12 protein-coding genes, 2 tRNA genes and 1 pseudogene are annotated in these 11,812 nt (G+C 38.1%); 9 read left to right on the forward strand and 6 right to left on the reverse strand.

Annotated elements, in window-relative coordinates; genetic code table 11:
* Positions 1-296: 296 nt before the first annotated feature.
* Positions 297-1,166, forward strand: a complete 870-nt coding sequence (locus tag QMF79_RS05345) for a DMT family transporter (RefSeq protein WP_281773033.1) — start codon at positions 297-299, stop codon at positions 1,164-1,166.
* A 40-nt stretch (positions 1,167-1,206) separates the two neighbouring features.
* Here the strand turns inward: QMF79_RS05345 and QMF79_RS05350 are convergent, their stop codons facing one another.
* The 4 genes from QMF79_RS05350 to clpP all read right to left on the reverse strand — a co-directional run bounded on the left by QMF79_RS05350 (position 1,207) and on the right by clpP (position 4,660).
* Positions 1,207-2,394, reverse strand: coding sequence for an NAD(P)/FAD-dependent oxidoreductase (locus QMF79_RS05350; protein ID WP_281773034.1), 1,188 nt, complete (start codon positions 2,392-2,394; stop codon positions 1,207-1,209).
* Positions 2,394-2,744 carry a DsrE/DsrF/TusD sulfur relay family protein gene (locus tag QMF79_RS05355; protein ID WP_281773035.1) on the reverse strand — a complete coding sequence of 117 codons (351 nt, stop codon included), beginning with the start codon at positions 2,742-2,744 and terminating at the stop codon, positions 2,394-2,396. Before QMF79_RS05355 ends, QMF79_RS05350 begins: the two co-directional genes overlap by 1 nt.
* Positions 2,745-2,822: 78 nt before the next feature.
* Positions 2,823-4,067: an ATP-dependent protease ATP-binding subunit ClpX gene (gene clpX / locus QMF79_RS05360; protein ID WP_281773036.1), complete on the reverse strand. Its 1,245-nt coding sequence runs from the start codon at positions 4,065-4,067 to the stop codon at positions 2,823-2,825.
* The gene (gene clpP / locus QMF79_RS05365; protein ID WP_005707144.1) at positions 4,067-4,660 is read right to left on the reverse strand and encodes an ATP-dependent Clp endopeptidase proteolytic subunit ClpP; all 594 of its coding nucleotides are present in this window, start codon (positions 4,658-4,660) and stop codon (positions 4,067-4,069) included. The genes clpX and clpP overlap by 1 nt, the downstream gene beginning before the upstream one ends.
* Before the next feature lie 117 nt (positions 4,661-4,777).
* Here clpP and QMF79_RS05370 point away from each other — a divergent pair, with 117 nt between their 5' ends.
* From QMF79_RS05370 to QMF79_RS05405, 8 genes and pseudogenes are all read left to right on the forward strand, one after another.
* Complete coding sequence (locus tag QMF79_RS05370; protein ID WP_111312572.1) at positions 4,778-5,152, forward strand: SufE family protein; 375 nt, start codon at positions 4,778-4,780, stop codon at positions 5,150-5,152.
* A gap of 98 nt (positions 5,153-5,250) precedes the next feature.
* Complete coding sequence (locus tag QMF79_RS05375) at positions 5,251-5,676, forward strand: YidB family protein (protein WP_040218571.1); 426 nt, start codon at positions 5,251-5,253, stop codon at positions 5,674-5,676.
* Positions 5,677-5,882: 206 nt separating this feature from the next.
* Positions 5,883-5,977: transfer RNA gene (locus QMF79_RS05380), tRNA-Ser, on the forward strand.
* Between the two features lie 13 nt (positions 5,978-5,990).
* Positions 5,991-6,067 (forward strand) — tRNA-Arg (locus tag QMF79_RS05385).
* Positions 6,068-6,178: 111 nt separating this feature from the next.
* The gene (locus QMF79_RS05390; RefSeq protein ID WP_281773037.1) at positions 6,179-7,477 is read left to right on the forward strand and encodes an NAD(P)/FAD-dependent oxidoreductase; all 1,299 of its coding nucleotides are present in this window, start codon (positions 6,179-6,181) and stop codon (positions 7,475-7,477) included.
* 12 nt (positions 7,478-7,489) lie between these two features.
* A complete protein-coding gene (gene mltF, locus QMF79_RS05395) occupies positions 7,490-8,941 on the forward strand; it encodes a membrane-bound lytic murein transglycosylase MltF (protein WP_281773038.1) in 1,452 nt (483 codons plus the stop codon).
* Entirely contained in the window at positions 8,931-9,065 is a 135-nt protein-coding gene (locus QMF79_RS05400) for a hypothetical protein (RefSeq protein ID WP_263970744.1), read from the forward strand. The genes mltF and QMF79_RS05400 overlap by 11 nt, the downstream gene beginning before the upstream one ends.
* 172 nt (positions 9,066-9,237) lie before the next feature.
* Positions 9,238-9,423: pseudogene (locus QMF79_RS05405) on the forward strand (IS481 family transposase); the annotation flags it as partial.
* 78 nt (positions 9,424-9,501) lie between these two features.
* Here the strand turns inward: QMF79_RS05405 and QMF79_RS05410 are convergent.
* A complete protein-coding gene (locus QMF79_RS05410) occupies positions 9,502-10,446 on the reverse strand; it encodes an OmpA family protein (RefSeq protein ID WP_281773039.1) in 945 nt (314 codons plus the stop codon).
* Positions 10,447-10,449: 3 nt separating this feature from the next.
* Positions 10,450-11,812: MotA/TolQ/ExbB proton channel family protein (locus QMF79_RS05415; protein WP_281773040.1), on the reverse strand; the 1,363-nt coding region annotated here is incomplete at its 5' end.

The following is an 11,812-nucleotide window of genomic DNA, read 5'->3' on the forward strand; positions in this document are numbered from 1 at the left end:
GCCATCAGATAAGATAATGAAATCAGAGAAAAAAATGAAGGCGGATAAAAAAATGAAAAAAGCGAAAATGATGAAGAAAGAGAAAATGTAGTCGTTTTATCAGAAAATAAGGGGGATGAATCCCCCTTTACTTTGAGTGCTACTGCAGCCCTCTATTTATTTCCCTTCAGTATTAATATTGTTGAAATATTTTGTTTGTAATTGCTTCAAAGAGTATCAAAAAAATCTTCTGAAAGCGGTTGATTTCTTTAAATGATTTGCCAATAATTTGGAAAAGCCTACCAGAAGAGAAGTATATGCAAACCGAATCCGCCAGTTCGCTTTACCACAAAGCGATTATCTTTATGATTTCCGCCTATTTTAGCATCACATTAATGAACGTATTTGTGAAAACAGCCTCTGATACGATGCCTGCGAGCGAAACACTTTTCTCCCGATTTCTAATCGGTTTGCTGTTTTTGCTGCCATTTATGATTAAGGATCGAGATTTCAAAGTCGAAACAAGTCAGTGGAAATTTTTGGTGCTGCGTAACTTGGCGGGGGTGGGCAGTATGCTGATTAACTTCTATGTGGTGAAATTTTTACCGCTTTCCATTTCGGTGTTATTGATGAACACCTCGGCGCTATTTGTGCCGATTTTATTGCTCTTTTTCCGTGAAAAAACACCGCTTAACGTGTTGGGATTAAGCTTGATGGGCTTTGCGGGTGTCTCGATTATTTTGCTTTCCAACCAAAATGGCTCATTTGAACCGGTTTATGTGCTGATTGGCTTAGGCGGTGCGATATTGGCGGCGATGGCGTTTATTAGTTTACAAGAGTTGAACAAACACAATTCGCCGAAAAATATTGTGTTCTACTTCCATTTAATCGGCACGCTGTTATTGCCAATCTTCTTTATTCATCAATGGAAAATGCCTGATTTATATGAATTGGGTTTATTGCTGTTAGTGGGCGGATTTGGCTTGGTTTTCCAACTTCTTCTCACCCGTGCTTTCAAACACGCGCCTGTGAATGTGATTGCCCCTTTTACCTTTACGGGGGTGATTTTTTCAAGTATTTTTGACTGGTTAATTTGGGAGCATGCACCAAGTACATTTTTCTGGATTGGTACGGTAGTGATTGTGGTTTCAGTAAGTTGGTTGGCGAAGGTGAGAAAAGCGAAATAGTCTATAAAAATATCGCCCACAAAAGTGGGCGTATTAGTGATTAATGCTGAATAATCCCTTCTGCACAAGCATAAGCAGAGGACCACGCCCATTGGAAATTATAGCCACCGAGCCAGCCTGTTACATCCAGCACTTCACCAATAAAATAAAGCCCTGAAATGCCTTTTACTTCCATTGTTTTAGAAGAAATATGATCCGTATCTACTCCGCCCATCGTCACTTCTGCGGTGCGGTAGCCTTCCGTACCATTTGGAATAAATTGCCAATGATGGATAAATTGATCTAAGTGCTGTAATTCCGCTTTGCTAAGTTGTGCGATGACTTGATCTTTCAATAAGTGTTGCTCAAACCAAAGCTCTACTAATTTTTTGGGAAGATAACGATTTAACACCGTTTTTAGCTGTAATTTTGGCGAAGATTGACGCAGTTCTTGCAAAATATCGAGAATATTCTCAGCAGGTAAAAGATCAATGTCAACTGCTTCGCCCATTTGCCAATAATTCGAAATCTGCAACATCGCAGGCCCTGAAAGACCACGATGGGTAAATAGCATTTGATTACTAAAGCTGATGCGATCATTACTTGCGGTCACAGGTAAAGCAATACCCGAAAGGGTAGCAAAAGGCTTGTCGCTCTCTTTCCACGTAAAAGGGACAAGGCTTGCACGAGGTGCAATCACAGGAATACCGAATTGCTCGGCAACCTTATAACCGAAAGGGCTTGCACCTAAGGCAGGCATAGAAAGCCCGCCTGTTGCGATAACCAAATGTTGTGCTTGGTAAGTTTCACTAGCGGTCTGAATTTCAAAATGATTTGCAACTTTTTCAACAGAAACGACCGCTTGTCGAAGCTGAATATCAACCTTGCCTTTATCGCATTCACTTTGTAGCATTTGTACGATTTGCTCCGCCCCTTTATCACAGAAAAGTTGTCCTAACTCTTTTTCGTGGTAGGTAATGCCATATTGAGCGACTAAGCCGATAAAATCCCAGTTGGTGTAGCGAGCCAGTGCCGACTTCACAAAATGGCGATTTTGGCTTAAGTAATGCTGTGGTGTAACATCTAAATTGGTGAAGTTGCAAAAGCCACCGCCCGACATCAAAATCTTACGCCCGATTTTCTTGCCGCTATCCAGCACCACCACATTTTTGCCTGCTTGCCCTAATTGTGCCGCACAAAACAAGCCCGAAGCACCTGCTCCGATAATGATCACATCTGCTTTTTTCATTAGAAATTGAGTACCTTATCGGCTTCCATTGTCCAGTCGGCAAGTTCAACGAGTGTGCCGATTTCTACACCATCTGCAAGTGGAAGTTCAGTAATACCACGCGCATTGGTGCAGGTTTTGCAAAGTTTTACCGTCGCACCTTGTGAAGTAAGGATTTCGAGCATCTGCTGTACGTGATAGCCTTCAGACGGATTTTGTTTCGCAAGCCCCGCAGTTACTGCATCAGACATTAAGAAAAGTTTGATTTCTGCCTTGTGTTGTTCTTGAATTTGTAAGGCGAGACGTAAGCCGCTGAAGAACATTTCGTTACCATAAGGGGCGGAATTGATGATAAAAAGTAGTTTTTGCATAGTAGTTTCTCCTTTTTTGTTCCTATAAAAATGAATACCTAAGGTTTTACCTTAGGTATTTTATGCTTCTACGAGAAATTACTCAATCTCGGGCTTCTTACCACTTTCCACGCATTCCTTACCTACCGTGACTTTCTTCACTTTCAGTGTTGGTAAATCATACATCGTATTGAGCAATAAATTCTCAACGATAGAACGCAAGCCGCGGGCACCTGTTTTGCGAGCAATTGCTTTTTTCGCAATTGCAACGAGAGCTTCTTTAGTGAACTCAAGTTCTACATTTTCCATTTGGAATAGCGCTTGATATTGGCGGATGATCGCATTTTTCGGTTCGGTTAGGATTTGAATCAATGCGTGTTCATCAAGCTCTTGCAATGGGGTGACCACAGGCAAACGGCCAATTAACTCTGGAATCAAACCAAAACGGACTAAATCTTCAGGCTCAACTTGTTTGAAAAGCTCAGTTAAGTCTTGGCGTTCTTTGTCGTTTTTTAACTCCGCCGCAAAGCCGATACCGCCTTGTTTGTTGGTGCGTGCTTCCACGATTTTATCTAAGCCAGCGAATGCTCCGCCACAAATAAATAGAATTTTCGAAGTATCCACAGGGATAGTTTCGCCTTTTGGATGTTTGCGAGAACCCTGTGGATTGATATTCGCCACCGTGCCTTCAAGTAATTTTAACAACGCTTGTTGTACGCCTTCGCCCGATACATCACGGGTAATCGAGGCACTTTCTGATTTACGGGTGATTTTGTCGATCTCATCAATAAAGACGATCCCGCGTTCGGCTTGTTCCGCATCAAAATCGCATTTCATCAATAATTTTTGGATCACGTTTTCCACGTCTTCGCCCACGTAACCTGCTTGAGTGAGCGTTGTAGCATCCGCCACGGCAAAGGGCACATTTAAACGACGAGCCAAGGTTTCTGCCAATAAAGTTTTACCGCTACCCGTTGGACCGATTAACAAAATGTTACTTTTGCCAAGCTCGACACCGTTGGTGACTTCGTGGTTAGAAAGTGCACTTTTTAAGCGTTTATAGTGGTTATAAACGGCTACCGATAACACTTTTTTAGCGTGCTCTTGCCCGATCACATAGTCGTTTAAATGAGCGTGTAATTCGTGCGGAGTTGGCACGTTGTCGAAGAATTTTTGCTCATCATGTGTTTCATCTATTAACGGCTCTTCTTCGCTATTCAACAGATTGTAGGATTCTTCGATGCACTCGTTACAAATAAAGCCTTCTGTGCCTTCAACAAGTTGATTGACTTCTGAGCGTTTTTTACCGCAGAAACTGCAGTGAGGTTCTTTTTCAAATGCCATTACGCCACCTCGCCACGAGAAGTTAATACTTTATCAATCAAGCCATATTCCATCGCTTCTTGTGCCGACATAAAGTTATCACGCTCAGTATCCGCAGCCACTTTTTCGAATGGTTGACCGCTATGTTCTGCCATTTTGCGGGTAAGCATCTCTTTGAGTTTTAAAATCTCTTGGGCTTGAATTTGAATATCGGTTGCTTGACCACGTGCACCACCTAGCGGTTGGTGAATCATCACTCGAGCATTTGGTAGTGCAAAACGTTTACCTTTTGCACCGCCTGAAAGCAAGAATGCACCCATTGAACAAGCCTGCCCCGTGCAAAGGGTTGCTACATCAGGCTTGATGAAATTCATGGTGTCGTAAATTGCCAATCCTGCCGTTACCACACCACCAGGGCTATTGATGTAAAGATAGATGTCTTTTTCAGGATCTTCAGCTTCCAAGAAGAGCAGTTGAGCCACAATCAAGTTCGCCATATTGTCTTCAACTTGACCATTTAAGAAAATAATACGCTCTTTTAACAAGCGTGAAAAAATATCGTATGAGCGTTCACCTTTCGGGGTTTGCTCAACAACCATAGGAACTAATGACATAAATTTTATCCTTATTAAATTCGGTAAATAGAGCTATTCTAGCAAATTTTCATAAAATCATTAACAACAAGTGGGCAGATTGTTACAATCTTTTGCAAATTTTATCGAGGAAAAACAATGAATCTTGCAGAAATTTACGAAAAATTTGCCCTTTGTAAATCTTGGGAAGAAAGATACCGCTTGCTCATCCAACTTAGCCGACAATTGCCTAAATTAAGTGAGGCTGAGTTGCAAAACGTATCTGAAATTCACGGTTGTGAAAGCCGTTTATGGTTCGTTTTTGAAAAATCGCCAAGAAAAGTCCTTGCTTACAGCGATGCTCGCTTAATGCAAGGGATTTTAATGATTGTCCAAACTGCGTTGCTTGAAAAGTCTGATGCAGAATTGGCTGAATTTAATTTACAACAGCTGTTTGATGATTTGAAAATCACGCCACATTTGACCAGCACAAGGTTAAATGGTTTGCAACAAATTCAGGGGTTGATTAAATAAAAGAAATTTACATAATTTTTTGTAAATTGACAGTTTTATACTAAGAAATCAGTTAGAATGCCCTCGTTTTGAAGAACGTTTCTTTTAGGAGTATTTTTATGCTAGGTAATATTTTAGGCTCGGTAGCGTCATCTATTTTAAATAATGGTAATAATAACCAGTCGGTGGCGATTCAGTTAATTCAAGTGCTATTGCAATCTCAAGGTGGAATTGAGGGCATTATTAAACGCTTTCAAGAAAGTGGTTTGGAAGGAATTTTGAAATCGTGGATTAGTACTGATGAAAAAAATCAGCCGATTTCTGCGAATCAAGTCGTTGAGGTTATAGGGCAAGAAAATATGAGCCAAGCAGCGGAGAAAGTGGGAGTTTCTGAACTGGATGCGAGTAATGTACTTGCGGAATATTTACCGAAAATGGTGGATATGCTTACGCCAAACGGTCAGTTGCCTGATTTAAACAATCTAAACGTGAATGATTTGATGGCACAAGCGGCAAAAGGGATGTTAGGTAAATTATTTAGCTAACCACTCAATTTAAGCAAGCGGTGAAGTTTTGAAAGAGATTTGTAAATCTTTCTCAGAATTTCACCGCTTTTGTTTTGATTTTTACAAAAAATAAACATTTCGCCTATTCAGTAGGCAAGTGTAAACAAATTCAAGATTTTTTTCAGAAAAGCGTTTGACATATTTTTTAAATCTAGTAATATGCACCGCACACAGACACAGTGAGTGGTGAGATGGCCGAGCAGGCTGAAGGCGCTCCCCTGCTAAGGGAGTATAGGGTTCAAAAGCTCTATCGAGGGTTCGAATCCCTCTCTCACCGCCATTTACTTTATCACGCACCCGTAGCTCAGCTGGATAGAGTACTCGGCTACGAACCGAGCGGTCAGAGGTTCGAATCCTCTCGGGTGCGCCATCATTATTTTCTATATAATTTCTTTAAATTCATTAAATAAAATTTTCGTTGATTTAAATCATTTTTCTTATTACGATTGCATCTATTTTTATTTAATCAATCTTATTTTTTATGCTGAATTTTGCTTACCAAGAACACCGTTCTTCTTATTATTACGATTCTCGCAATCTCGATCTTCAATTCCCCAAAATTTCTGTCAACCAATCTGCTGATGTTTGCGTGATTGGTGCGGGCTTTTTAGGGCTTTCTGCCGCTTTAGAGCTAGCTGAACAGGGCAAAAGAGTGATTGTTTTAGAAGGTGCTCGTGTGGGGTTTGGTGCATCGGGGCGTTCGGGTGGCCAGGCAATTAACGGCTTTGAAGAAGGTATTGATGAATATATCGATCATATCGGTTTTGAGAAAGCTCGAAAATTATGGGATATGTCGCTTGAAGCGATCGATATTATTGACGAGCGTGTGCAAAAGTATGGCATTCAATGCGATTGGAAAAAAGGTTACGCAACATTAGCTCTTAATAATCGCCGAATGGATGACTTAATCGCAATGCAAAAAGCAAGCGAAGAGCAATGTGGCTACACCAATATGCAACTCTGGGATAAAGCTCAGCTCAAACAGCATTTAGGCAGCGATATTTATGTGGGTGGTTTATACGACCGCAATTCTGGGCATTTGCATCCGCTAAATTACTGCTTAGGCTTGGCAAAAGCCTGTGTTGAAGCAGGTGTAGAAATTTACGAGCATTCGCCCGCTACTGAAATTCAAGTAAAAAGCGATACGCAAGCGGTTGTTTTTGCTGAAAATATTACCGTGAGCTGTGAACATGTGGTGTTAGCGGTAAATGCTTACATTGATGTACTTTCTAAAAAAATCACGTTCGGCCTTGAAAATACCATTTTGCCTGTAGAAAGTTTTATTATCGCAACTGAACCACTTTCTCAAGCAATGGCAGATAGTCTGATTAACAATGGAATGTCAGTTTGCGATAACAATTTATTGCTCGATTATTACCGCTTGTCTGCAGATAATCGCTTGCTTTTTGGTTCTGATTCCAGCACGAATGTGGATATGATCGCTAAAATGCGCTCAGAAATGCTCGCTGTTTTCCCGCAACTGGAAGATACTAAAATTGAGTATGGTTGGGGCGGTCCTATTGATATGACGATGAATTCCACGCCTCATTTCGGGCGAGCAAAACCGAATGTTTATTTTGCACAAGGTTTCTCAGGGCATGGAGTTGCATTAACAGGTTTAGCAGGACGAATTATTAGCGAAGCGATTTGTGGTAATGATGAACGCCTTGCAATTTTTGAGGGATTAAAAGTACCGCATTTTTACGGCGGAAAATGGATTAAGAAAATGGCATTGAAGGTGGGTATTCCTTACTACCGTTTTTTAGATAAATATCGTTGATAAGAGGTATTTTTGAAAGGTCTATTTCTCTCCTTAACGACAGCGATTGCTCTCTTGTTATGGTCGTGGGATATGGTTTATCCGTGGCAAAAATTGATGCAAGCTGAAGAAAACCGTTATACGCAAATTCAGCATACTAAAAAGCTCAAAGTAGGGATGATTAACCACCCTCTGGCTTATTTTGTCAATGCGGAAGGTAAGGCTGGTATTGAGTATGAGCTCAGTAAGGCTTTTGCTGATTATTTAGCAGTGGAACTTGATATCACGCTATTTGATAACAGCGAGCAGCTTTTCCAAGCCTTAAAACAGAATAAAATTGATATGGCAGCGGCGGGCTTACTTTATCAGTCTTCGCATGGCGAACAATTCCAAATTGGCACAAGCTATTACTCTGCCTCTTGGCAAGTAGCATATAGAAAAGGTACGCAGCGACCATATAAATTAAATGAGTTACAAGCAGAAATCCTTGTACCGGCTGGTTCGGGTGTGCTTCCAATTTTGGAACAATTAAAAGAAAATCAACCTCTTTTAAAATGGCAAACAACAGATAAATTCACTCAAGAAGAGCTACTTTTGCAAGTAGCTGAGGGTAAAATTCCTTATACTATTGCACCATCGGTGGATATTTCTTCCGCACAATATATCAACCCTAATCTGGCGGTTGGTTTTGATTTAACTGATGAAATGCCAGTAGTGTGGTATTTTGGTAAAAGCTCATTTAGCGAATTACAGGCTTCTGTGCTGGATTTTATGGATAACGCCAATGAAACAGGTTTGATTGCTAGAATTGAAGAAAAATACTTCAACCATTTGAACCATTTTGATTATGCTGATGCCTCCATTTACCTTAACGCAGTTAAAAATATATTGCCTAAATATCGGGCATTATTTGAGAAACATAAAGGCGAACTAGAGTGGCCAATGTTGGCGGCTATTGCTTACCAAGAATCTCGCTGGGATCCGCATGCAACCTCTTCAACAGGCGTACGTGGGATGATGATGCTCACTCGCGATACTGCAGATCGAATGAGAGTAATCGATCGAACCAGTGCCGAACAGAGCATTCGTGGCGGGGCAGAATATCTGAATATGCTTATTCGCCAAATCCCCGAAACTGTACCCTCTGAGGATCGCATTTGGTATGGTTTAGCGGCTTATAATATGGGATTAGGGCATTTGCTGGACGTGCGCCGTTTAACCAAACAGCTTGGGGGAGATCCTGATAATTGGTTAGATGTAAAGAAAAATCTCCCGCTTTTGGCGGAAAAACGTCATTACGCCAATTTAAAATATGGTTATGCACGTGGTTTTGAGGCATTTAGCTATGTGGAAAATATCCGCAAATATCACAGCAGCTTGGTCAATCATCTGCGTGTTGAAGAACAAAAACTCCAACAAGAGCAAAAAATATTAGAACAACAGAATGAAGAGAGTGTAAATCAGGAGAAACAAAATGAAACGTAAAGGAAGGTTGAAGCAAAAACGCACATTAACGACCAATAAAAACCATCGGATTATGCATATTTGGAAACGTAAACGGCTGATTAAAGAGCGACGAGAAGTCGCATTTACATTTATGGCTGAATAATGGCATATAGTAAGAATAGTCGGGTAAAAATGTGTTTAAAGCCTTATAGTAATAGTACAAGGCTTTAAGCTGTAGAAGATCAGTTGTAATCTGACAAACCACAATAAAAAGTGAGAGTTTCCTGTTTAGAATATGAGTGTCAAAATCAATCTAAACAAAAAAAGAAACTCTCATGTTTTATTCTAATCCCTTCTCATTAAACACAGAACGAGTTTACTTAATTTAGTCGGAGAGTTAGGTAGCATTTCTCAAGCTCATAAAATTATGGAGATGAGCTATGATACCTTTTATTACTATCAACAGGCAGGAAAACCAGGTGTGGTAAGCCCTGTTTAATCAAAATCGATGTGTGTCTAATAAAGATTAAGCTCACATGCACTATACTTCATCACGGTATAGAGTAAAAGCAATGTGACTCTGTGCGATTCTATAAATATTACTGCTGTAGGATTTGCTGAATTTTACTATCTGCGTTCGTTATAATACGGAAAGTTACTCGCCGAGATTTATTTTTATCTTCATTGCCATTTTCATCCAAAATAGGTTTAGAGGAAGAAAGCCCAACCGCTGCTGTATGATCTCTTAACCATTTTCGATATTCATTAGGGATTTCTGTTCTTAAATCATTCAAAACATAATTAAGCACGGAATTTGTTCTATCTTGTGAAAGATTCATATTGCCAAAATATCCATATAAATCTTTAACATCTATATCTTTATTTTTAATTTCTTTTGGAAAGACATTCCATTCACTACTCGTGTGCCCTTCAATACGAATTTCACTAATAGAATCTTTATAGGGTAGTACTGCCTGAATATATTTTGGAAAAAAGACTGTTAATGCTTGCTTATATTTCTCTTTTAAGTTCGCTGAGGCATTATCAAATAATGAATCAGAAGATTTAAAAATAAATGTCAATGTTTCTTTATCAATCTCCGCATTCAATTTATCTTCTGATAACTCATCATCAGGAAAGGCTTTTTTTAAAGCCTCATAAATAGCCAGTTGATTATTTTGATACGCTTCTGCGATTCCTCTAATTTGAGTTAGTTCTTGACTAATTTTTTCTTTTTCATCTAATACAGCATTAAAGTTATCAAGCTGAGCTAACTTTTCAGTTAATTTATCTTTTTCTAACGGTAATATATCATTTTTTTCTTTAATCTCATTCAACTCTCTTATAGCCTCGTCTAGGCTTTTATCTTTTAATATTAATTCTTCATATTGTATTTCTATCTTTTTTACTTTTTCTTTTTCTAAATAAGTCGAACGCATAAATGAAATAGCAATAAAAATAAAAATAATCATTAGCCCTGACATTAAATCTGAAATAGTCAGCCAATGCTGACTACTGTTATCTTTCTTTCTTAATAATGACATAAATTATTTCTTCTTAAATACTTTTCCAAATAAACCACTAAATGTACTTTCTGATAATTTATCAACAAAATGCTGATTTTCTTTTGAGAGATTTTCCATTACGTGTCTGAATTGAGAAACTTGTTCTTGAGTCATCTCTTCAACAGATTGTTTAAAAGATAATTGAATTTCTGTTAATTGTTTAAAGAGCTGTTCATCAAATGTTTTTAAGACTTTTTGTATTTTATTTGTTGTTATCATAAGTTCTTGATAATATTTTTCATTGCTATGAATAATTGCTCGATTATTTGTTCCCACATCGATAATTAAATCTTGTGCAATTTTTGTGAGATTAGCACTTATATTATGAGTATGTTGAACTAATTGATCATTAAACTGCTGGCTAGCTTGTTCGATAGTATTTGCAATATTAGTAAAGCGTCTTTCAATTTCAGGGAAAGATTCTAATGCTTTATCTTTAATATCTGTAAAAATCATCATTTCTTCTCCAATTCTACCGATTTGTTTTTGGTTAAATTGAATCAGTTTTTCAAAATCCTTAACTAATAAAGGAATATTACTAATAGAACGCTCAATAGATAACATTGAATCTTTCGCTTCATCTAATGTTCTTGCATTAAGTTCATGGTTATTGGCTAAATTATCCAGTAGCGATTTATAGCCTTTTTGCCATTTCAACATTCCCTTAACACTTTTATCTAATCTTGCAAAATTTTCACCAAATTGAACTGCTAAACTATCATTAAAATTCATAACAATGCTTTCTAAAGCATCAATAACACTTTGAGTGGTTATATCTGTGATGTTTGTGCCAAAATTTCGTAACTCTTTGAATAACTTACGCTCAAATAACTTCATATTTTTCTGTTGTAATTCTGAGCTTTCTACTAATTTAGTGAGTAATTCTGGAATATTATCATTTAAGCTATTTGTTTGCTTTTGAATACTGTCAATAATAATCTGATTCTCTTCTGCCTCATTTTCCTTACCTAATATTAACATTAAGATTTTTAGAAAAATAGAAAGTGTCATCCCAATCGCACTGGTTAAAAATGCAATTTTCATTCCATCAAGTAAAATTGGGATACTTTTATCTAAATTATTTGTATTAAATTCAAGTAAAGAATAACTAATACCAACAAATGTACCTAATATCCCCATTGAGGTAAGAATAGTCGGTGCTGATGACATAATTCTAAAACCAAATTTCCCTAATTGGTTTTCTCTATTATAAAAAGAAAAGGTAACAGCAAGAAAAACTATCACCATTAAAAACGAAAAAATTAAAGTTAAAAGCATATCATTATTTAGACTATAAGTAAAAAAGGGCTTGCATATATCATATTGCTTCAATACATAACTCGCC

Source organism: Pseudohaemophilus parahaemolyticus (genome assembly GCF_938021905.1).
GTDB classification, from domain to species: Bacteria; Pseudomonadota; Gammaproteobacteria; order Enterobacterales; family Pasteurellaceae; genus Haemophilus_A; species Haemophilus_A parahaemolyticus_B.